The organism is Wenzhouxiangella indolica (genome assembly GCF_042310355.1).
In the GTDB taxonomy this organism is placed as follows: domain Bacteria; phylum Pseudomonadota; class Gammaproteobacteria; order Xanthomonadales; family Wenzhouxiangellaceae; genus Wenzhouxiangella.
On sequence record NZ_JBHJMR010000001.1, the window covers coordinates 319,752 to 341,211 of the forward strand.

Here is a 21,460-nt window from a genome sequence, read left to right on the forward strand (position 1 = left end):
GGAATCGGCTTGGGTTTCTGGCTTCGGGATATGGTGGTGGAAAAGGTTTCAGGGTTCAGGGTTCAGGTTTCAGGCGGCATCATACTGGTATGGGGGGCGGCTTTGCCGCGTGGGCTGTGCGGGTGACCGAAGATGGCGTAGGTCGGCGTCGCATCGCCGACGGTCGACGTTGAAGATCTGTACACGCATCGCTACTTGTGTACAGACCGTCTACGTCGTCCGTCGCGGATGTAACCGCGACCTACGCGGATTTCGATCGGGCAACGCGGCGCAGCCGCCCCGCACGGACACCGGCGCCCGCCCTGAAACCTGAACCCTGAAACCTGAAACCTTACATTCAAGGCATTATAGAAGTCATGGCAACCCGACACGACGACGAAGCGCTTTCGATGCTGGCCGCCGCCCTGGCGGCCGAGATGAAGATGCTCGGGCGCCGGCTGGTGACGGCCGAGTCCTGCACCGGCGGCTGGATCGCCAAGGTCTGTACCGACCTCCCCGGCAGTTCGGAATGGTTCGAGCGCGGTCTGGTGAGCTACTCCAACGAGGCCAAGCGCGAGCTGCTGGGCGTAAAAGCCGGCAATGTTCAGCGGTTCGGCGCCGTCAGCGAGGAAGTTGCGGCGGCCATGGCGCGCGGCGCGGTCGACAACAGCCGGGCCGACGTGGCCGTCTCGGTCTCGGGCATCGCCGGCCCCGGCGGCGGCTCGCCCGACAAGCCGGTCGGCACCGTGTGCTTCGGCTGGGCCCTGCCCGGAGACATCGTTGAAACCGAAATCCATCGTTTCACCGGCGATCGCGACGAAGTGCGCCGCGCCAGCGTCGCCCGGGCCCTGGAGGGCTTGTTGGAGCGTCTGGCCGTTTGATGCTGACCGGGCGGGAGGGGATGTTTGTCGGTTTCCGGTTTACGGAACCCGGAACCCGGAGCCCGTAAACCGTAAACCGAAAACCGAAAACCGAATTGATGCCCAAACCTACCCGCCGCCTGTTCTTCGCCCTCTGGCCCGACGACGAAATTCGCGAAGAAATCGCCACGCGGCGAGAGCGTCTGGGCCGCGTCAGCCGTCAGCAGGTGCCGGACCACAACCTGCACCTGACGCTGGTCTTTATCGGCGATCGTCCCGACGCCGAGCTTGTGGCCATCGAGCGCGCGGCTGATGGATTGAAGGCGGAAGCCTTCGACCTGGTTCTCGATCGCTTCGGCTGGTTCGCGCGCGCCGGGGTCGTCTGGCTTGGTGGAGAGGCTCCGGATCCGATGCTCGCCCTGGCCGGCGAGCTCGGCGCGGCCATGGCGGCGCTGGGGATCGAGCTCGATCCACGCCCGTTCCGGCCGCATGTGACGCTGTTTCGGAAAGTCCGGCGCCGGCCCGAACTGCCTGAACCCCGGCCATTGCACTGGCCGGTGCGGGAATTTGCCCTCGTCGAGTCGATTTCCGGCCGTCCTTATCAGGTTCTGAGAACGTGGCCCTTAGAATCTTCGGCAAGAACGTAGGAACACGACGCGATCGAGTGTAGGAAATGCTTGCGGCTGCCCGGCGATCGCTTGGATCGTGACGGCGCTGTGAGATAATCGCAGCCGATCGCGGCACCCCCGAAACGAATCGAGAAGAGAGGACATCTATCGTGGACGACAATCGCAAACGAGCACTGGCCGCAGCACTGGGCCAGATCGAAAAGCAGTACGGCAAGGGCGCGATCATGCGCATGGGCGACGACGCCGGGCGCAAGGATGTGCCGGTGGTCTCTACCGGGTCGCTGGCGCTGGACGTGGCACTGGGCGTCGGTGGTCTGCCGCGTGGTCGCGTCATCGAGATCTACGGGCCGGAATCGTCGGGCAAGACGACCTTGACCCTGCATGCCGTCGCCGAGGCGCAGAAGCTCGGGGGCACGGCGGCATTCGTCGACGCCGAGCACGCCCTGGATCCGAGTTACGCCGAGGCGCTGGGCGTCAACGTCGACGACCTGCTGGTCTCCCAGCCCGATACCGGCGAGCAGGCGCTGGAGATCACCGACATGCTGGTGCGCTCCGGCGCGGTGGATATCGTCGTCGTCGATTCGGTGGCGGCGCTGACCCCCAAGGCCGAGATCGAGGGCGAGATGGGCGACTCCCACGTCGGCCTGCAGGCGCGGCTGATGAGCCAGGCGCTGCGCAAGCTCTCGGGCAACATCAAGCGCACCAACTGCCTGGTGATCTTCATCAACCAGATCCGCATGAAGATCGGCGTGATGTTCGGCTCGCCCGAGACCACCACCGGCGGCAACGCGCTCAAGTTCTACTCCTCGGTGCGCCTGGATATCCGCCGCATCGGCGCGATCAAGCGCGGTGACGAGGCAGTGGGCAACGAGACCCGCGTAAAAGTGGTCAAGAACAAGATGGCCCCGCCGTTCAGGCAGGCCCTGTTCGAGATTCTCTACGGCGAGGGCATTTCGCGCGAAGGCGAACTGATCGAACTGGGCGTCGAACACGGCCTGGTCAAGAAGTCCGGCGCCTGGTACAGCTATGGCGACGACCGCATCGGCCAGGGCAAGGACAACGTGCGCCAGTTCCTCAAGGAGCATCCCGACATGGCCGCCGATATCGAGCGCCGGGTGCGCGAAAAGCTGCTGCCCAAGTCGACGCCGGGGGCGGCCGAGGCCGAGGCGACCGAGGGCGAAGAAGCCGAGTCGAAAGCCGGTTGATCCGGGGCCGGGCTTGAGCCAAGACAACCCCACCGACCCGGCCGAGCTGCGCGAGGCCGCGCTGCGCCTGCTGGCGCGGCGCGAGCATTCGCGCCTTGAACTGACCCGCAAGCTGACCCGCCGCGGCTGGGCGGCTTCGGATATCGACCCGGTCGTCGATGAACTGGCGGCCGAGAACCTGCAGTCCGACGAGCGCTTCGCCGAGGGCTACGTGCGCCAGCGCGCCGCCAAGGCTTACGGGCCGGTACGCATCCGGGGAGAATTGTCCGAGCGCGGCATCGATGCCAGCCAGGCCGCCCGGGCGATGGAGGCCGAGTCACCCGACTGGCTCGCCATCGCGGCCGATTGGTACGAGCGTCGATATGGTGCCCAAGCGCCGATCGACCTTAAGGAGAAGTCCCGACGTCAGCAGGCCCTGGCACGGCGTGGATTCGCCCACGAGCACATTCGGGAACTGATCGACTGAGCAACCACTCCGACGGTGACTTCAGGCGACCTTGTAGCAGTCCTTGCCCGAGCGCTTGGCGAGCAGCAGGGCCTTGTCGGCCCTCGAAAGCCAGTCGGACGCCGGTTCGTGCGGGTGCAGTTCGGCAATTCCGAAGGAGACGGTCACTGACCGTTCCGGACCGCTGAGTTGTGCGGCCAGCATGCCCTTCAGCTTGTCCAGGGCGGTCCTGGCGCCGTCCAGGGTCGTATTGGGCAGCATGAGCACGAATTCCTCGCCACCGTAGCGATAAAAACGATCGCTGCTGCGGGTGTTCGACTGAACGAGTTCAGTCAGGCGGGCCAGGACGCGGTCGCCGGTTTCGTGGCCGTGCACGTCATTCAGCTCCTTGAAGTTGTCGATATCCATGATCACGACGCAGTGTGGGTCGTCGGCCGGATCGAAGTCCTCGGCCAGTGCGCTGAGGTCCCGATCCAGCGACCGGCGGTTTAGCGCGCCCGTCAGCCCGTCGCGGGCGGCGATTCTCGACAGTTCCCGGTGCTGGTTGTCGACCCGGGTGGAAAAGATCAGGCTGAACAGGCTGACCATCGTCGCGACGGCAATGAAGGTGAAGTATTCAGTCCCGCTCGAGAATGTTGTCGGCCGCAGTGCCACGCTGGCGATGACGACCACGCTGACCGCTATCGCCAAGCGCCGCTCGGCCATGAGGAAGTTTCCGACCAGGGCGCCGAACAGCCACATGGCGCTATTTCCCAGACCGAGCACCATGAACAGCCCGCCCAGTGAAGCGGCAGTCGCGAAGATGTTGGCCGCCAGCTTTGTCCAGCGCGGAATCCAGGCCAATAGCGCCATGCCGCAGAAAATCGCAATGATGACCACGTCGGCCAGCCCGGTCAGCCACTGTCCGATCGAGAAGCGGTACAGGGCAAAGGGACCGATGATGCAGAATGAGCTGACGGCGAAAAGCGTGACGACCGCCAGCCGCAGGTCCGCTCGCATCCGTTCGGACAATCGAGCCCATCCGGACTGCGTCGCGCCGTCTTTCTGGCTGGGAAAATGGTGAGACACGGCTCCCTCGTTTGCGGACTTCATTCGATCAGGCTCATTCTCCCCTTTTCCCGCCTGATTTTCAGGCGAGCTCAGATCGTTGTCTGAATCCTGCAGTCCGACGAGCGCTTTGCCGAGGGCCACATGCGCCATCGCGACGCCAGCAGGCCCTGGCACGGCGTGGCTTCGCCCACGAGTACATTCGGGAACTGTTCGCCCCCGTTTCGCTCGCCGGAATACCGGATACGAGAAACTTCCGGCTCGTTCCTTCGCCCAAGCCCTTAAACTATAGGGGTACATTTCAAAAAACTGCGACGCCCACAGACCCGATGAAAACCACCGCTGAAATCCGCCAAGCCTTTCTCGACTTCTTCGCCGAGCGCGATCACCGCATCGTGCCGTCCAGCCCGCTGGTTCCGGCCAACGACCCGACCCTGCTGTTCACCAACGCCGGCATGGTGCAGTTCAAGGATGTGTTTCTCGGCTCGGAGAAACGCGCCTATTCGCGCGCGACCACCTCGCAGCGCTGCGTGCGCGCCGGCGGCAAGCACAACGACCTGGAAAACGTCGGCTATACGGCGCGGCACCACACCTTCTTCGAGATGCTGGGCAATTTCAGTTTCGGCGACTACTTCAAGCGCGAGGCGATTGAATTCGCGTGGGAATTCCTGACCCAGACCTGCGGCTTTGCGCCCGAGAAGCTGTGGGTGACGGTCTACGAGGAGGACGATGAGGCGGCCGATATCTGGTTGAAGGAAATCGGCGTCGACCCCGAGCGGTTCTCGCGCATCGGCGCGGAGGACAATTTCTGGGCCATGGGCGACACCGGGCCCTGCGGGCCGTGCTCGGAGATCTTCTACGACCACGGACCCGAAGTGCCCGGCGGCCCGCCCGGTACACCCGAGGAAGACGGCGACCGCTACATCGAGGTCTGGAACCTGGTGTTCATGCAGTACGACCGCGCTTCCGACGGCACGCTCAGCCCGCTGCCGGCGCCCTCGGTGGATACCGGCATGGGCCTGGAGCGCCTGGCGGCCATCCTGCAGGGCGTGCATTCCAACTACGAAATCGACCTGTTCGAGCACCTGATCGACGAAGCGGCCAAGCTGACGGGCGCGCAGGATCGTGGCGCGGCCTCGCTGAAGGTCATCGCCGACCATATCCGCGCCTGCGCCTTCCTGGTGGTCGACGGCGTGCTGCCCTCGAACGAAGGCCGCGGCTACGTGCTGCGCCGCATCATCCGCCGGGCCATCCGCCACGGCTACAAGCTCGGCTGCGAGGACCTGTTCTTCAGCCGCATGGTCGCGCCGCTGGCCGAGGTGATGGGCGAGGCCTACCCGGAGCTGGTGCACAAGCAGGAATTCGTCACCGACGTACTCGAGCGCGAGGAAACGCGCTTCGGCGAGACGCTCGAGCAGGGCATGGCGCTGCTCGAGGGCGCGATCGCCGATCTCGACGGTGGCGAGATTCCGGGTGATGTGGCCTTCAAGCTCTACGACACCTTCGGATTTCCTGTCGACCTCACACGCGACATCGCACGCGAGCGCGGGCTGACGGTCGACGAGGAAGGTTTCGAGTACGCAATGGGCCAGCAGCGCGAGCGCGCACGCGCGGCCGGTAAGTTTGCCGGCGGCGACGGCATGCCGGCCGACCTGATCGCGGCGCTGCCGGCTACGCTCTTTCTCGGCTACGAGCAGCACAGCGTGGAGGACGCCGAGGTGCTGGCGATCCTGGTCGACGGCAAGTCGGTTGACGCCATCGATGCCGGCGGCGAGGCCGTGCTGGTGCTCGATCGCACGCCGTTCTACGCCGAGTCCGGCGGCCAGGTCGGCGACACCGGCACCCTGGGCAAGGAGGGCAAGCGCTTCGAAGTGACCGACACGCGCAAGTTTGCCGGCGCTTTCCACGGGCACGTCGGCCGCCTGGCGGAAGGTTCGCTCAGGGTCGGCGACCGCCTCTCCGGGCAGATCGACTCGCAGCGCCGCGCCGATATCGTCCGCCACCACTCGGCCACGCACCTGCTGCACTCGGCCCTGCGCGCGGTCCTGGGCGAGCACGTCCAGCAGAAGGGCTCGCTGGTCGCGCCCGACCGCCTGCGCTTCGATTTTTCGCACCATGCGCCGGTCAGCGACGACGAACTGGCCGAGATCGAGCGGATGGTCAACGAGCAGATCCAGGCCAATGTCGCCGCCGAAGTGAAGGAGATGCCCTTCGACGAGGCGATCGAGGCCGGCGCGCTGGCCTTCTTCGACGAAAAGTACGGCGACGACGTGCGCGTGCTGCGCTTCGGCGATTTTTCGATGGAGCTCTGCGGCGGCACGCACGTGAATCGAATGGGCGATATCGGCCTGTTCAAGATCGTTTCCGAGACCGGCATTTCATCCGGCGTGCGCCGGATCGAGGCGGTCGCCGGCCGCGTGGCGGTCGACTGGCTGCAGCGGCTCGACCACTCGGTGCGCGAGGCCTCCGGCGCGCTCAAGACCAGCCCGGACCAGCTGTCCGAGCGCGTCGGCCAACTCCTGGGCCGCTCGCGCGAACTTGAGAAGGAACTCGAGCGCCTGAAGGGCAAGCTGGCCTCGGCGGCCGGCTCCGACCTGGCCTCGCAGGCCGTCGAAGTCGCGGGTGTGAAGCTGATCGCCGCCAAGCTGGAGGGTGCCGACCCCAACAGCCTGCGTGACACCGTCGACCAGCTCAAGAACAAGATCGGCTCGGGCGTGATCGTGCTCGGCACGGCCGCCGGCGACGGCGTGCGCCTGGTCGCCGGTGTCACCAAGGACCTGACCGGCAAGGTCAAGGCCGGCGACCTGGTCAACCACGTCGCCAGCCAGGTCGGCGGCAAGGGTGGTGGGCGACCCGACTTTGCACAGGCCGGGGGGAGTGATGCCTCGGCGCTGCCGGCTGCCCTGGACTCGGTGGCGGACTGGCTGCGGGAGCGGTTGTAAATCGGTCCAATGTCCAATTCTCAAGCATCAATTTTCAAACAAGGACCAATGCTCAGTTTTCCAATGACCAAACGGTCTGACACGCCTGCCATCGGCGCGGATCGTCCCCGTTTTTGTCATTGGAGCTTCGATCATTGAAAATTGTTTGAAAATTGGAATTTGGTAATTGGGATTTTCCCCAGCAGGGCTATAACCGGCACTGCGGCGTCCGGGTCTGTCATGTATAATTCGCCCGCTGAATAAGGAGAGGTGGCAGAGTGGTTGAATGCGCCGGTCTCGAAAACCGGTAACGGGTTTTCCCCGTTCGAGGGTTCGAACCGAGCGTCAGCGAGCTCACGAGCCGGCCGACAGGCTGGCGAGCCCGGAGGGCAAGCGACCGAAGGTCGCGCAGTAATCCCTCCCTCTCGCGGTCCGCAGGACCGCCCCGGGCACAAAGTTTCGAAGTGGCTGCGCGATTTCGCGGGCCGGACAAAACGGAGAGGTGGCAGAGTGGTTGAATGCGCCGGTCTCGAAAACCGGTAACGGGTTTTCCCCGTTCGAGGGTTCGAATCCCTCCCTCTCCGCCACTAATTGCAGCCGATAATCACAGCCGAATTCCACACCCGCAAGACGCCGCCAACGGGTCCGAATCGAAGGGAGGCGGGCTTTTCGGGCCTCGATCACCAAATGTCGGACCGATCACCATGCAACTGACCAAGTGCGCCGTCGTCGGAGTGGGCTATCTGGGCCGTTTTCATGCCCAGAAATACGCCGCCATCGACTCGGCCGAGCTTGTTGCCGTGGTCGACATCGACGAGCAGGCTGCCCGACGTTCGGCCGAGGATTGCGGCTGCCGTGCCCTGACGGATTACCGGGATGTCATCGGCGAGGTCGAAGCCGTCTCGATCGCCGTGCCGACGGTGCGCCACTATGACATTGCGCGTGATTTTCTCGATGCCGGCGTGCACGTGCTGCTCGAAAAGCCGATTGCCAGCACGCTCGACGAGGCGCGTGCCCTGACGCGCCTGGCGCGCGAGCGCGGCGTGGTCTTCCAGATCGGCCACCTGGAGCGCTTCAACGCCGCGTTCATGGATCTGGGCGGTTTCAAACTCAACCCGCTGTTCATCGAGTCGCACCGCGTCGCGCCTTTCAAGCCGCGCGGGACGGACGTCAACGTCGTGCTCGACCTGATGATTCACGATATCGACCTGATCCTCGGGATGGTCAACAGCCCGGTGCGCTCACTGGCGGCCAACGGCACGCCGGTGCTGTCGGACGAACTCGACATCGTCAATGCGCGCCTGGAATTCGACAACGGCTGCGTGGCCAACGTCACCTCCAGCCGGGTGAGCGTCAAGTCCGAGCGGCGCATGCGCATCTTCCAGCCCGAGGCCTATATCTCCATCGATTTCCAGAACTGTGGCCTCGCGGTGCACCGCATCGGCGACCGCGAGATGTTTCCGGGTGTGCCCGAAATCCTGCGCGAGGAGTCCTCGTTCGAGCAAAACGATGCGCTCCGACGCGAGATCGAGGCCTTCGTCGCCTCGGTACGCGATGGGGCACCGGTGGTCGTGACCGGAGAAGATGGCCTGCTGGCGCTGGAGACGGCCATGCATATCAGCGCACTGGTCGAGTCGGCGCCGAAGCCCGGACACGTTCGCTCGGCATGAAGCCGGTTCCGATGGTCGACCTGCGCGCTCAACACGAGCGTCTTCAACCCGGGCTGGGTGAGGCCATGGCCACCGTAATGGCCGATACCCGTTACATTCTCGGCCCCAACGTCCAGGCCCTCGAGTCCGAACTGGCCGACTACCTGGGCGTGGCCGATGCCGTCAGCTGTGCTTCCGGAACCGACGCCTTGCACCTGGCTTTGCGCGCGGCCGGTATCGGTCCGGGCGACGAGGTGATCACGACCCCGTTCACTTTCATCGCCACGGCTGAGGCCATCTGCTACTGCGGTGCCGAGCCGGTGTTCGTCGATATCGACCCGCGCAGTTTCAATATCGATCCCGAGCGCGTCGCCGCGGCCGTGACCGAACGAACCCGGGCGATCCTGCCGGTTCATCTGTTCGGCCAGCCCGCGGACATTCCGGCTCTGCAGGCGATCGCCGACGCCCACGACCTGATCCTGATCGAGGACTGCGCCCAGAGCTTCGGTGCGACCATCGGTGGGCGCCAGACCGGTTCGCTCGGCCTGGCCGGGGCCTTCAGCTTTTTCCCCAGCAAGAATCTGGGTGCCTGCGGCGACGGGGGGCTGGTCACGACCCGCGACGAGGCCCTGGCCGACGAACTGCGCATGCTGCGCAATCATGGCCGGCGGGTCGATGGCTACCAGCACGAGAAGGTCGGCTACAACAGCCGCCTGGATGAACTCCAGGCCGCCATCCTCCGGGTCAAGCTGGGCCACGTCGACGACTTCAACCGCCAGCGCCGGCGCGTGGCGGCAAGCTATCGCGAGCGCCTGGCCGGTTCGGCGCTGGAGCTGCCCCTCGAGGACGGCCACGGCCGACACGTCTACCACCAGTTCACGACCCTGGTCCCGGAAGGCCGCCGCGAGGCCCTCCAGGCCGCGCTCAAGCAGGCCGACATCGCCAGCGCCGTCTACTACCCGACACCCTTGCACCGCCAGCCGGCGTTCTCCCACTACAACCGCGCCGGCTCCCTCGCCAACAGCGAGGCGGTTGCCAAGCGCTGCCTGTCCCTGCCGATCTACCCCGAGATGACCGAGGAACAGATTGATCGCGTAACGAATTGCCTGTTAGCTGCTCTGTAATCCGGAACCCGGACCCCGGAACCCGGAACCCGTAACCCGTAAACCGTAAACCGTAAACCGTAAACCGTAAACCGTAAACCGTTATTCTCCCTGAAACCTGAAACCTAGAAACCCCCATGACCCCCAACGACTTCGTCCATCACCTCGGCCAGACCCGCGCCTCCGCCATCCTCCGCACCGACGACGCCGACGCGGCGCAGAAGGCCATGGAAGCGGCCATTCGCGGCGGGTTCGAAATCTGCGAGTTCACGCTCACGGTTCCCCGCGTGTATGAACTGATCGCCGATTTCTCCAAGCGCTACCCGGACGTCGTGTTCGGCGCGGGTACCGTTCTGACGGTCGCCGAAGCCGAGAAATCCGTCGAGGCGGGCGCGAAGTTCCTGGTTTCGCCGGTGACCGACGAGGCGGTGATCGAGGCGGCCGGTCGACTGGGCGTGGCCGCCATGCCGGGCACGCACACGCCGACCGAGATGCTGCGCGCGCATCGCGCCGGCGCGGGCCTGCAGAAGCTGTTTCCCGCGCCCGGAATCGGGCCGGACTTCGTCAAGGCCTGCCTGGGTCCGATGCCGTTTCTCAATATCGTGCCGACCCACGGCGTGACCGAGGCCAACGCCGCCGACTGGCTTTCGGCCGGGGCGCACGCGATCGGCTTCGTGGCGCCGCTGTTCGATCCGCAGCTTGTCGCCGCCGGCGACTTCGAAGGCATCGAAGCGCGGGCGCGGCGACTCCTAGCCGCGCTCGATCACTGATCCTGAGGTCCCTAGCAGCTTAGCGCAGGCGTTCGAGCGCCTCGACAAGGGGTTCGACCGGCCGCGCCAGTCCCTCGCTGCGCTCGGCGATCCGGCCCCGTGCATCGAGCAGGGTGACCACGTTGCTGTGGTCGAAAGTGCCGTCGCCGTTGTCGCGGTAGCGAATGCCCAGCATGGCCGCCAGGGTGCGGATGTCGGCCGCGTTACCTTGTAGGAAGTACCAGCGCTCGGGGTCGACGTCGTAATCGGCGGCATAGTCGGCCAGGCGCTCGGGGGTATCGCGGGCCGGGTCGAAGCTGACGACGACGACCTGCAGATCCTTCCGGATCGATTCGGGCAGGGCGCGCTCGACGCGGCGCGCGTCGTTGACCAGCACCGGGCAGGCGGTGGTGCAGGAACCGTAGATCATGGTGATGACCGTCGGCTTGCCGGCCAGTTGATCGAGCCGGAACGAGCGGCCATCCTGTGCCAGCCAGTCGGCATCGAGGTGGAACATGGAATGGTCTTGCGTGACCGCTTCGGCGCTCATCGGCGTGTGATTCGCGTGAGCGTCATGCCCGGCGTGCGGGTTGTTGGCGAAGGCCGAAAGGGCCATCAGCGAGCTGATCGTCAGGGTGATCATTGCGGTTTTCATGGTCTTACTCCGGGTCGTAGGCACAGCGGAATCCCAGTGTGCTGGTCGTGGTGTCGGGCTGGTAGTTGCTGCGCGACTGGAAGCGCAGGAAGGTGGCGTAGTGGGCCTCGTCGAATTCCGGTAAAAAGCGCGCGGTGTCGCCGCAGGAGCCGGTGAGCAGGTCAATATCGTCGCCGCGGCCGAGCACCAACTGGAAGTCCTCCACCCATTCGAGCACCAGGCCGTGCAGGTCGTGGATGCCCAGTCCCCCGGCCGGGCCGTCGGCGACGGCACGAAGGTTTCCGGCGGACGGGTTGCCATACCAGCCGAACAGCTCGTGCGCGTAGTCGTCGTCGCTGATGCCCAGCGCGCGGCGCTGGCGCTCGGAGGCGTACTCCCATTCGATCATGCTCGGCAGGCGCCCGCCCAGTTCGCGGCAGTAGGCGCGCGCGGCGTACCAGGAAACCCGCGTGACGGGACGGTCGGCAGCGGCATTGCCGCCGCCGAGTGTGTCGGGCCCGGGCCAGTGCGCCAGGTAGCGGCGATCCCGGAAGATCCCGGGCGCGCGGTCGCGGCGCCACTCGGGATGGGCCTGGACAAAGTCGAGAAACTCCGCGTTGGTGACCTGGCGGCTATCGAGCAGAAAGTCATCGACAGGGCCGCTGTCGCCGTTGTCCTCGCGCACGATGGGCAGCTGCCAATCGCCGCCGTCGATGAGCACGATGCCGGCATCTTCGGGGAGGGCTGCATGGGGCAGGGCCAGCAGAAGAATGATCAGCAGTGTGCGCATGACGGCGGCTCCTTGGGGTTTGGGATGTGGGGTGCGACTACTGTCGGCGCGGTCCGGCCACCAGGGTGCCCGCGGCGCCGCGTTCGGCGTCGGCGAACTCGTGGTCGACCAGCTTGTAGCTGCCTTCCTCGGGCACGATGAAGTCCATCACGGCACCGTTGCTGGCGCCTAGCAGGACGGTCTGCATGCCGTGCCAGTCGTTCTCGACGTTGCCCTCGTACCAGACGCGGTCGAAGATGGCGCCGATGACGTGGAAGCTGGATGTGCCGCTCGGGCCGGCGTTGAGCACGTACAGGCGAACCCGCTCACCGGCATTGGCGCGCAGCGGCGCATCGTGCAGGGCGTTGACGTGGCCGTTGAAGGTGACCTGGCTGGGGTCGCGGGCCATCGCGGCGGCGTGGTCGTAGCGGTAGCCGCCGTTGTAGTCGTCCTCGGTCAGGTAGAACTCGGACTGGACCAGAACGTACTCGCGGTCCACCTGGGCGTCGGTCGGGAAGCCGTTCTTCGGCGAGACCACGACGGCGCCGTACTGGCCCTGGGCGGTGTGCATCAGCACGCTGGGCGTGCCGCAGTGGTACATGTACACGCCGGGGTAGTTCGCGACCCATTCGAATTCGATCGTGGCGCCGGGAGGAATGGTCTGCCACTTGTCGTTGGCCGCCACGGTACCGCTGTGGAAATCCATCGAGTGCGGCATGGGGCTGGTCGCCGGCTGGTGGTTCTGGGTCGGGTTGGCCTGCAGCTGGGCGAAGAAGGGACTGCCGCCGGCGACCGGTTCGGTGATGACTACCGGTTCGTCGGAGCGGTTCTTCATGGTGAACACGACCCGGTCGCCCTCGCGCACGTGCAGGGTCGGTCCGGGCACGCTGCCGCCGAAGGTCCAGGCGTTGAAGGACTTGCCCGGCGCGACCTCGATCTGCTGGGCGATGACGTCCATGCGCACATCGTGGCTGCGGTTGCCCTCGTAGTCGAGTTCGGCCAGGTGGGGCACGGCCGTGAGGTAATCGCCCACGACCGGCGGGCCGCTGTAGTCTTCGGTGTAGACGCGGGCTTCGGGCAGGCCAAAGATCTTGCCGTCGACGATGAATTCACCGTCGTGGACGAGGCGGTCGTCGGCGCTCAGGCCGCCGGAGATCAGGCCGAAGGCGAGGGCGGTTGCGATGGTCGGGGACTTGAACAGTTTCATTTTTGCAGCTCCTTTGCGAGCACGATTTCGATGTCCGAAATGCCATAACATGCATTTCGCATGCATCTTAATCGATGCGGCCTGGAGCGACTTGACCTGGGTCAATCAGGGCGGGTTTTCGGCGCGGATTTCGACGATCGGGTGGGATCAGGCGCCGGGCAGTACGTCGTCTCCGTCCCGACACAAGGGCAGGTCGGGCCGACGTTCGCGCTCGGGTAGCTGGCGACGGACGCCGTGCAGCGCCGTGCGCAGGCCTTCCTCGAGCACGGGGTGGTAGAAGGGCAGTTGGAGGGCCTCGACGACATTGACGCGACGCTGGATCAGCCAGGCCAGTTCGTGCGCCAGGTGTTCGGCGCCGGCGCAGGCCATTTCCGTTCCGATCAGCCGGCCCGAGGCGTCGGCATGAACCTTCATCAGGCCGGTGTCGTAGCCCTTGATGATGGATCGGCCCTGTCTGCCGAAGTCGCATTCGCCGGTGAGCGCATCGTCGGGAAGCTCCCGGCCGCGCAGCCCCGCCCAGGCGACCTGGGGCTCGGTGAAGACGATGCCCATGGGCGCTCGCCGGGCCATGCATTCGGCATCCGGGTGCATGGCGTGCCAGGCCGCCAGGCGGCCTTCGTCGGCGGCCTCGTGCATGATCGGGCGGATGCCGTTGATGTCGCCGGCGAACCAGACCGGGGCATCACCGGCGCGCAGGCTGTCGGGATCGAGTTGCGGCATTCCCTTGTCGTCCATGGGCACGCCCAGCGCTTCGAGCCCCAGTGCATCCAGCGGGGCGCGGCGGCCGATGGCGGCGATGACCAGGTCGACTTCAAAGCGTTCCTCGCCGAAGCGCACGGTCGCGCCGTCGTTCGCGGGTTCGGGCAGGGCGTCGTCGCCGAGGTGTAACGCCAGCTGCTGGCCCAGCGTTTCGTCCATGATGCAGTTGATATCGGAGTCCGCGATGCCGGCCAGAACCTTCTCGCGGCCGAACAGGTGAACATCTGCCCCGAGCATCGCCAGGCCCTGGCCGATCTCGCAGCCGATGGCGCCGGCACCGATCACGGCCACGCGTGCCGGAAGATCGGGCATCTCGAACAGATCGTCGCTGGTCAGCAGGCGCTCGGCCAGTTCCCGCCAGGGGCCGGGTACGAACGGCTTTGTGCCCGCGGCCACGACGAACGCGTCGGCGCTGTAGCGCGTACCGTCGACCTCGACACAGTCGGGCCCGACAAAGCGCGCGGCGCCTCGGACAAAGCCATCGCCCATCTTCTCCACCGCGCGGACCGGGCCGGCGGTGAATCGATCCCGCAGATCGCGCACGTGCTTCATCACCGCCGCGCCGTCCAGCTCGCCGGCCGTGCCGCTCATCAGCCCCTTCCGGTGCAGGCCGCAGGCGGCCTGATGGTCCTTCGCGACCTGCAGCAGGGCCTTTGACGGCATGCAGCCGACGCGCGCACAGGTCGTGCCCAGCGGGCCGGGGTCGATCATCAGGATGTCGTCGGTCAGGTCGCGTGCCTGCTTCCAGGCGCTGAGGCCAGCGGTGCCGGCCCCGAGAATGATCAGTCGATGGTGTGGCATGAGGCGCTCCGGTCTGGCTTCAAGGCCTCCAGAGTACTTTATTGGCTCGGCGGCAATGTAGATTGACGTCGGGTTGAGGGTCTAGCGATGCCAGGTCAGGCTGATCATGGCCCAGCGACCCGCTTCGGCCAACAAGGGCAAGGTGGGGTCGTCCGGGGCGCGGCCGATCACCCGGCCCGTTTGCCAGTATTGCCGGTCGGCCAGGTTGAACAGGCCGAGGCTGACTTCCAGGTCGTTGCGCGGAAACCATCGGGTCAGCCAGTCCACCGTGGCATAGCCCGGCGGTGAAAACAGCACCTCGCCTTCCTCGTCGACCAGCCGGCGCTGACCGCGCCGGGCCGTTGCGATCAGCCGGGTGTCCAGGCTGGCGTCGGGCGAGCGCCAGGACAGTTCGGCAATCAGGCCCGGCGGCGAGATGCCGGGCAGGGCGCGGCCGCTGTTGCGGTCTTCCCCGCGCGACCATTCGCCGGCCAGTTCGGTGCTGAAGCCGCCACCGAGGTCTTGTCTCAGGCGCAGTTCGCCGCCCTCGATGCGGACGCGGTCGCGGTTGATCGACTGGAACAGCAGGAAGCCGCTGGCCGGGTCGAAGCCCAGCGGTGCGCGGGTCTGGATGAAGTTCTTGTAGTCGTTGCGATACAGCGCCAGCTCGGCCAGCGTATCGTTGCCGCGCCAGCGCAGCCCCGCCTCGACGGTACGCCCCTTCTCGGGCTCGAGGTCGGGATTGGCAATGGCGCGCACGTTGAACTGCGGATACTCCAGGCCGATGTTGACGTCTTCGAAGGGCGGGGCGCGCAGGCCGCGGGCGTACTGGGCAAAGAACTCCATGGAATCGCCCAGCGGCCAGACCAGGCCCAGCCTGGGCAGCCAGCTGCTGGTGCTCAGCTCGGTCGTTTCCGCGTTCGGGAAGGACGACTCGAACAGCGGATCGTCGAGCAGCGACAGGTCGTAGTACTCGTAGCGAATGCCCGGGCTGAGGGTCGGGCCGCCCGACCACAGCCGGATCTCGTCGTGCAGGTAGACGCCGAGCTCGCTCACGCGGCTGCGCGGGAAATCCCGCAGCGGAAAGGACTCGCCGATGATGTTGCTGGTCGTCTCTCCCGTCTCGAGATTGTTTTGCAGGCCGTCGCGCTTGTTGATCACTTCCGAGCGGCTGTACTCGAAACCGTAGCCCAGCCGGTGCGACAGGCCCAGGGCGTTGAAATCGGTTTCCAGGTCGGTGCCCAGGCCGGTGGTTTCCTGGCGGAACTCGAAGCGACGGAACACGGACACCGGCGTCGCTGCGTTGGGGCGACGATCGTCGGTTTCCTGCAGGGTATCGCTGACCTGGTGCCAGGCCCGCCACTGGCCTCGACTGACCGGGTCGATGGCCGTCAGTTCCTGGTCGAGCAGCGCGCGCCACTGGTGCCGGCGGTCGTCGCCGAGCAGGGATTCGGTATTCACCAGCCGGCCGGCGCCAAGCATGGCGCGGATGTCGGCGTCGCGGGTCTCGCGCATGCCGTCGAGGGTCAGGCGGATGCGACCCGCGTCGGTATCCAGGCCGCTACGGACCAGGACCGCGTTGTGTTCGCGCTCGAGTCGGTCGACCGGCGTGCCCTCGGGGCGATCGGCCACGTCGGTTTCCGAGCCGACCTGGGCGGCGCCGGCGATCAGCAGGTCGAAGTCGCCCTGGCGCATCGCCGTGGCCGCCGTCAGTCGTGCCCGGTTGCTGTCGCTGGCCCCGCGCAGTCCGATGCGGGTGCCGCGGCGGCCGTCGGTAATGATGTCGTCGGCGTCGATGGTGGTGACCGCCACCACGCCGCCGAGCGCCTTCGAGCCGTAAAGCGTCGACGCCGGTCCGCGCAGGATCTCCACGCGCCGGGCCAGGCCGAGTTCGAGCAGTCCCCGGCCGGAGTCGGCGAAACTGCCGATATCGAACTGGTCGGCCACCGGAACGTTGTCGATGACTATGGCCGTGCGGTTGCCGCCGATGCCCCTGATGCGGAACCCGTTGAAGCCGAAGCGCGTGCCGCCGCCGTCGATCTCCACCCCGGGTTCGTAGCGCACCAGGTCGGCGGCGTCGAACACCATGTCGCGCGAGAGCCTTTCCTGGCCGATGACGGTGACCGTGCCGGCCACTTCGGAGAGCTGGCGCGGCTGGCGGTGAGCGACGACGGTGATCGGGTCCAGCTCGCGGGACTCCTCCTTCCCATCGTCATCGTTCGCCGGATCATTCTGAGCGAGGACGGGTGCGGTAGCTGCAAGAAGAAGCGCGGTAAGATTTAGGCTTTTGAAATGCATTGATCATTCTCGATCGCAAAGCGCCCCGGAGTTCCGGGGCGCTGGTTGCAGGGTCGGTAACTTCGCGCGTCCGGGATCAGTAAATTTCCTTGCGCGTGTTGTAGTTGTTGAACTTGCCGGTCGGCGTGACGATCTTGTCGCCCTTGATCACGTGCTTGAGCTCACGCGTCTTGTCGTCGACGATCACGATGGCGGATTCTTCCTCCATGCCTGACCAGACCGAGAACCAGACTTCGTCACCGCCCTTGTTGTACTCGGGCTGGACGATGCGCTTCGGCCCGGGCCCAAGATCGGCCCATTCGGCGATCGGCAACACTTCGTAGCCGGCATAAAGATCGTTGATGTCGAAAACCGCAACGGTCTGGGCCTTCTCCTCGTCCGGGTGCAGCGGCGTGTCGACCCACAGGTTGGTCGATTCCGGGTGCGTCTTGACGAACAGCGAGCCGCCGCCCTGGCCCTGGAGCACCTGTACGGCCTTGAAGGCGTGTTCCGGGTGGTTTTCCGGATCCGTGCCGATCAGCGTGATATCGGCGTTGCCCAGGGCGCTGGTCACCCAGACCGGGCCGAACTCGGGGTGGACGAAGTTGGCGCCGCGACCCGGGTGCGGGATGCGCTCGACGTCGACCAGGGCCTCGAGCTCGCGATCGAGCGCGTCGACCACCGCGATCTTGTCGGACTCGTTGGCCGCGGTCAGGAAGTAGCGTCCGCTGGCGTCCCAGCCGCCGTCGTGCAGGAAGGGTGCCGCGCCGATCGTGGTGACCTGCAGGCTGTCGATGTTCTCGTAGTTGACCAGCAGGATCTGGCCGGTTTCCTTGACGTTGACGATGAACTCCGGGTGCTGGTGCGAGCCGACGATGGCGGCCACGCGCGGCTCCGGGTGGTATTCCTGCGTATCGACCGTCATGCCGCGGGTGGAGACGATCTTCTTCGGCTCGAGCGTCTGGCCGTCCATCAGCACGTAGTGCGGCGGCCAGTACGCGCCGGCGATGGCGATCTTGTCCTCGTAGCCCTCGTAGCGCGAGTTCTCGACCGAGCGGGCTTCCATGCCGATCTTGATCTCGGCGACCACCTGCGGCGGATCCATGTAGAGGTCGATCAGGTCGACCTTGGCGTCGCGGCCGATGGTGGTGAAGTAGCGGCCCGAGCTCGAGGCACGCGAGATGTGCACGGCGTAACCGGTCGGCACGTAGTTGACGACTTCCTTGCTGTCGCCGTCGATGATGGCGACCTCACCGGCATCGCGCAGCGTCACGGCAAAAAAGTTGTCGACGTCGTAGTCGTGCTGAGGTGATTCCGGGCGGTCTTCCGGTGCGACGTGGACGGTCCAGCTGTCGGTCATCTCCGGCATGCCCCATTCCGGCGGCTGCGGCGGGTCGTGTTGCAGGAAGCGCGCGAGCATGTCGATTTCCTCGTCGCTGAGCTCGCCCGAGGTGCCCCAGTTGGGCATGCCCGCCGGCGAGCCGAAGTTGATCAGTGCCTTGAGGTAGTCGGAGCCCTTTTCCTGCGTGATGTCGGTGGTCAGCGGCTTGCCGGTCGCGCCCTTGCGCAGCACGCCGTGGCAGCCCGCGCAGCGTTCGAAGTAGATCTCCTGCGAGCGTTCGAACTCGGCCTCGGTCATGTCCGGCGCGCCGGGCGTGCGTACCTGTTTGCCGCCCTCGACGGGCGAGGGCGCGCCGCGGTAGGCCATTTCACCTTCGGAAGCGCCGGAGTGGCGCTCGCCCTCGGCCCGATCGGTCAGGCCCAGCTCGACGCGCTTGTCGGCAACCTGCTCGGTGCTGATGCTGGCGTCGTCGTTGCCCCAGGTTTTCATGACGTAGGTGACGATGTCGGCCACTTCCTGGTCGGAGAGGTAGCTCATCGGCGGCATGACGCCGTCGTAGGTCACGCCGTCGACGTCGATTTCGCCCGAACGCCCGGCCAGTACGTTCTCGATGACCATCCCGGCGTTGCCGTCGAGATTCGGATTGTCCGCCAACGGAGGAAAGGCCCCGGGCAGCCCACTGCCGTCAGCCTGGTGGCAGGCCTGGCAGTGCGTCTTGTATCCCTTCTCGCCGGCTTCCATGTCGCCCGCCGAAGCCTTGGCGACCTCCGCGGCGTGCACCTCGGCATCGTTCTGCGAGGATTGCGAGGTTTCGGCCCCGCATGCGGTGGTGACCGCCAGGGAAAGGCCGATGGCCCCGAGCCAGTAAATGGTGTAGTGCGGTGTGCTCATGATGTCTGCCCTCCAGTTGGGTGAGACGGCTTTTGCCTGATGCCCATATTAGATGCATATCCAATCCACCTTTTGAGCCAGATCAAATCCGTCGTCTCCGGTTGCCCGGTGAAAAGTCTCACCGAAACCTCCTCTACAGAGTTCATACTGCCACAAAGAAGCACTTAGAATGCTTCAAGATGTCTGGAATCCAGCGACGGGCTTGACAGAGCCCGCCCCTTTCCCGATAATGCCCCGCTTCACAACGCGCCTGTAGCTCAGCTGGATAGAGTACCTGGCTACGAACCAGGCGGTCGGAGGTTCGAATCCTTCCAGGCGCGCCAAGAATTAGAGAAAGCCTCGTCCCCGGACGGGGCTTTTTCGTATCTAAAGCCTCGATTCGAACCTCCGACCAATAAACAATCGGTTCGAACCGAGCGCCTTAAGGCGCGAGCTCGCTGACGCGGAGCGTCAGCCATCCTTCCAGGCGCCCTTGCGGAGTCAATCTGTAGTAACGTTTCCGGATACACCAATCGCCCCCGCCCGCCATGCCCCGCCTGCCCAGAGTTTCCCTGACCATTGCGCTACTTCTCGCGGCCTTCTCCGCGTCCGCCGCGAAGTTCCAGGAGCTCGATAGCCCTGCGGCCGCCGGCAGCCTGGCGCCTTCGATCGCGACCCTGGCCGACGGGCGGCTTGTCCTGACCTGGCTCGAGCCCTTCGAGGGAGGTCATGCCTTGAAGTTTTCCCTGCTGGACGATGGCGGCTTTGGGCCTGCGAAGACCATCGCCCGGGGCGAGGACTGGTTCGCGAACTGGGCGGATACGCCCGGGCTGTTCGTCCTGCCCGGCGGGGACTGGGTGGCTCACTGGCTGGTCAAGTCCGGCCCGTCGATCTATGCCTACGACGTGACCCTGGCGCGATCAACGGACCACGGCGCGAGCTGGAGCGACCCGATCGCTCCGCACCGCGACGGCACGCCCACCGAGCACGGCTTTGTCAGCTATTTCGCCGCTTCGGATCATGCCGTCGGCGTGGTCTGGCTCGATGGGCGCAGGATGCACACCGAGCCGGAAGGCGAGGGCGCCATGACCCTGCGAACGGCCGTGCTGGAGCGTGACCAGAGCGTCTCCGAGCGCGAATTGCTCGACGAGCGAGTCTGCGACTGCTGTCAGACTGCATCGGCTCGAACGGCGAACGGCCCCATCGTGGTTTATCGCGGCCGCAGCCGCGACGAGATTCGCGATCACTTCGTCGTGCGGCGAACCGCCGACGGCTGGAGCGAGCCCGCGCTCGTTCACGAGGACAACTGGCGCATCGGCGGCTGTCCGGTCAACGGCCCCGCGATCATCGCCGACGGCGAGCGCGTGGCGGTGGCCTGGTTCACCATGGCCGATGGCGCGCCGCGGGTTCAGCTCGCGATCTCGCGCGACAGCGGAAAGTCGTTCGAGCGGATCGACACGCTGGGTGAGGGCACCGCCCTGGGGCGCGTCGACCTGGCCCTGTCGGAGCGCGGCTTCGTGCTGTCCTGGGTCGATCGCGCCGGCCCGGCGGGTGTAGTGGAACTGGTCGATTACGGCTGGCAGGGTCGGCGGCTGGGCGCGGCGGCGATCGAGGGGCTGGATGCCGGTCGTGCGAGCGGCTTTCCGCGGCTCGGGGTTCTGCACGGCTGCCGTCCGGTGATCGCCTGGACGGGGCGCGACAACGATGTGCAGCGCGTGCGCGTGGCGCGCATCGATGCGGACCGGGGCTGTGAAAGCGATTTCGGCAGTTGACCGGTTGGGCGGGAGTCCGTAATATTGATCGGCTTGGAATATCGGGGTGTAGCGCAGCCTGGTAGCGCAACTGCTTTGGGAGCAGTAGGTCACAGGTTCGAATCCTGTCACCCCGACCAAGTCGCATCGTGGGAACGGTCCGGCAGGCGACTTCAGCGCCCGTAGCTCAACCGGATAGAGCATCGGCCTTCTAAGCCGAGGGTTGCAGGTTCGAGTCCTGCCGGGCGCGCCAACCCGTCGCTTTACGGGTTATAATGGCGGTTTCGCGACCGCGAGTCGCCATAAAATTTGTTCAATGGTGGGCGTAGCTCAGTTGGTAGAGCACTGGATTGTGGCTCCAGAGGTCGCGGGTTCAAACCCCGTCGCTCACCCCATCAGAGGGCCGTTAGCTCAATTGGTAGAGCAGCTGACTCTTAATCAGTAGGTTCGGGGTTCGAGTCCCTGACGGCCCACCATTTCTGTG

Annotated in this window: 16 protein-coding genes and 7 tRNA genes; 16 read left to right on the plus strand and 7 right to left on the minus strand. The window is 65.8% G+C overall.

The features are described 5' to 3' along the window. Positions 1-356: 356 nt before the first annotated feature. The 4 genes from ACDC67_RS01470 to ACDC67_RS01485 all read left to right on the plus strand — a co-directional run bounded on the left by ACDC67_RS01470 (position 357) and on the right by ACDC67_RS01485 (position 3,139). Positions 357-860 (plus strand): CinA family protein, encoded by a 504-nt coding sequence (locus ACDC67_RS01470; protein WP_376690063.1) that lies wholly within the window; start codon positions 357-359, stop codon positions 858-860. Between the two features lie 98 nt (positions 861-958). Then, entirely contained in the window at positions 959-1,486 is a 528-nt protein-coding gene (gene thpR / locus ACDC67_RS01475; RefSeq protein WP_376690064.1) for an RNA 2',3'-cyclic phosphodiesterase, read from the plus strand. Positions 1,487-1,617: 131 nt separating this feature from the next. Continuing rightward, on the plus strand, positions 1,618-2,673 hold the full coding sequence (gene recA / locus ACDC67_RS01480; RefSeq protein ID WP_376690065.1) for a recombinase RecA: 1,056 nt from the start codon (positions 1,618-1,620) through the stop codon (positions 2,671-2,673). A gap of 13 nt (positions 2,674-2,686) precedes the next feature. Continuing rightward, positions 2,687-3,139, plus strand: a complete 453-nt coding sequence (locus tag ACDC67_RS01485) for a regulatory protein RecX (RefSeq protein WP_376690066.1) — start codon at positions 2,687-2,689, stop codon at positions 3,137-3,139. Between the two features lie 21 nt (positions 3,140-3,160). Here the strand turns inward: ACDC67_RS01485 and ACDC67_RS01490 are convergent, their stop codons facing one another. Next, a complete protein-coding gene (locus ACDC67_RS01490) occupies positions 3,161-4,129 on the minus strand; it encodes a GGDEF domain-containing protein (RefSeq protein WP_376690067.1) in 969 nt (322 codons plus the stop codon). 365 nt (positions 4,130-4,494) lie between these two features. On the opposite strand from ACDC67_RS01490, the gene alaS reads away from it, so the two are divergent. The 6 genes from alaS (at position 4,495) to ACDC67_RS01520 (ending at position 10,608) form a co-directional block, all read left to right on the plus strand. Next, positions 4,495-7,107, plus strand: a complete 2,613-nt coding sequence (alaS, locus tag ACDC67_RS01495) for an alanine--tRNA ligase (protein ID WP_376690068.1) — start codon at positions 4,495-4,497, stop codon at positions 7,105-7,107. A 251-nt stretch (positions 7,108-7,358) separates the two neighbouring features. Beyond that, positions 7,359-7,438, plus strand: a tRNA-Ser gene (locus ACDC67_RS01500). A 144-nt stretch (positions 7,439-7,582) separates the two neighbouring features. After that, a tRNA-Ser gene (locus tag ACDC67_RS01505) sits at positions 7,583-7,673 on the plus strand. 111 nt (positions 7,674-7,784) lie between these two features. Further along, positions 7,785-8,756 (plus strand): Gfo/Idh/MocA family protein, encoded by a 972-nt coding sequence (locus ACDC67_RS01510; RefSeq protein WP_376690553.1) that lies wholly within the window; start codon positions 7,785-7,787, stop codon positions 8,754-8,756. Further along, a complete protein-coding gene (locus ACDC67_RS01515; protein WP_376690069.1) occupies positions 8,753-9,859 on the plus strand; it encodes a DegT/DnrJ/EryC1/StrS family aminotransferase in 1,107 nt (368 codons plus the stop codon). Before ACDC67_RS01510 ends, ACDC67_RS01515 begins: the two co-directional genes overlap by 4 nt. A gap of 116 nt (positions 9,860-9,975) precedes the next feature. Next, positions 9,976-10,608, plus strand: a complete 633-nt coding sequence (locus ACDC67_RS01520; protein WP_376690070.1) for a bifunctional 4-hydroxy-2-oxoglutarate aldolase/2-dehydro-3-deoxy-phosphogluconate aldolase — start codon at positions 9,976-9,978, stop codon at positions 10,606-10,608. Between the two features lie 19 nt (positions 10,609-10,627). Here the strand turns inward: ACDC67_RS01520 and ACDC67_RS01525 are convergent, their stop codons facing one another. From ACDC67_RS01525 to ACDC67_RS01550, 6 genes are all read right to left on the minus strand, one after another. Next, the gene (locus ACDC67_RS01525; RefSeq protein ID WP_376690071.1) at positions 10,628-11,242 is read right to left on the minus strand and encodes an SCO family protein; all 615 of its coding nucleotides are present in this window, start codon (positions 11,240-11,242) and stop codon (positions 10,628-10,630) included. 4 nt (positions 11,243-11,246) lie between these two features. Then, positions 11,247-12,011 (minus strand): formylglycine-generating enzyme family protein, encoded by a 765-nt coding sequence (locus tag ACDC67_RS01530; RefSeq protein ID WP_376690072.1) that lies wholly within the window; start codon positions 12,009-12,011, stop codon positions 11,247-11,249. 37 nt (positions 12,012-12,048) lie between these two features. Next, positions 12,049-13,197, minus strand: coding sequence for a multicopper oxidase domain-containing protein (locus ACDC67_RS01535; RefSeq protein WP_376690073.1), 1,149 nt, complete (start codon positions 13,195-13,197; stop codon positions 12,049-12,051). A 147-nt stretch (positions 13,198-13,344) separates the two neighbouring features. Beyond that, on the minus strand, positions 13,345-14,757 hold the full coding sequence (locus ACDC67_RS01540; RefSeq protein WP_376690074.1) for a dihydrolipoyl dehydrogenase: 1,413 nt from the start codon (positions 14,755-14,757) through the stop codon (positions 13,345-13,347). Between the two features lie 81 nt (positions 14,758-14,838). Continuing rightward, positions 14,839-17,034 (minus strand): TonB-dependent receptor domain-containing protein, encoded by a 2,196-nt coding sequence (locus tag ACDC67_RS01545; protein ID WP_376690075.1) that lies wholly within the window; start codon positions 17,032-17,034, stop codon positions 14,839-14,841. A 76-nt stretch (positions 17,035-17,110) separates the two neighbouring features. Next, positions 17,111-19,246 carry a cytochrome D1 domain-containing protein gene (locus tag ACDC67_RS01550; protein WP_376690076.1) on the minus strand — a complete coding sequence of 712 codons (2,136 nt, stop codon included), beginning with the start codon at positions 19,244-19,246 and terminating at the stop codon, positions 17,111-17,113. 246 nt (positions 19,247-19,492) lie between these two features. On the opposite strand from ACDC67_RS01550, the gene ACDC67_RS01555 reads away from it, so the two are divergent. From ACDC67_RS01555 to ACDC67_RS01580, 6 genes are all read left to right on the plus strand, one after another. Continuing rightward, positions 19,493-19,569: transfer RNA gene (locus ACDC67_RS01555), tRNA-Arg, on the plus strand. Positions 19,570-19,773: 204 nt separating this feature from the next. Next, positions 19,774-20,997 carry a hypothetical protein gene (locus ACDC67_RS01560; protein WP_376690077.1) on the plus strand — a complete coding sequence of 408 codons (1,224 nt, stop codon included), beginning with the start codon at positions 19,774-19,776 and terminating at the stop codon, positions 20,995-20,997. 42 nt (positions 20,998-21,039) lie between these two features. Continuing rightward, positions 21,040-21,116, plus strand: a tRNA-Pro gene (locus ACDC67_RS01565). 36 nt (positions 21,117-21,152) lie between these two features. Continuing rightward, a tRNA-Arg gene (locus tag ACDC67_RS01570) sits at positions 21,153-21,229 on the plus strand. A gap of 66 nt (positions 21,230-21,295) precedes the next feature. Then, positions 21,296-21,371: transfer RNA gene (locus tag ACDC67_RS01575), tRNA-His, on the plus strand. Between the two features lie 5 nt (positions 21,372-21,376). Then, positions 21,377-21,452 (plus strand) — tRNA-Lys (locus ACDC67_RS01580). The last annotated feature ends 8 nt before the right edge of the window (positions 21,453-21,460 follow it).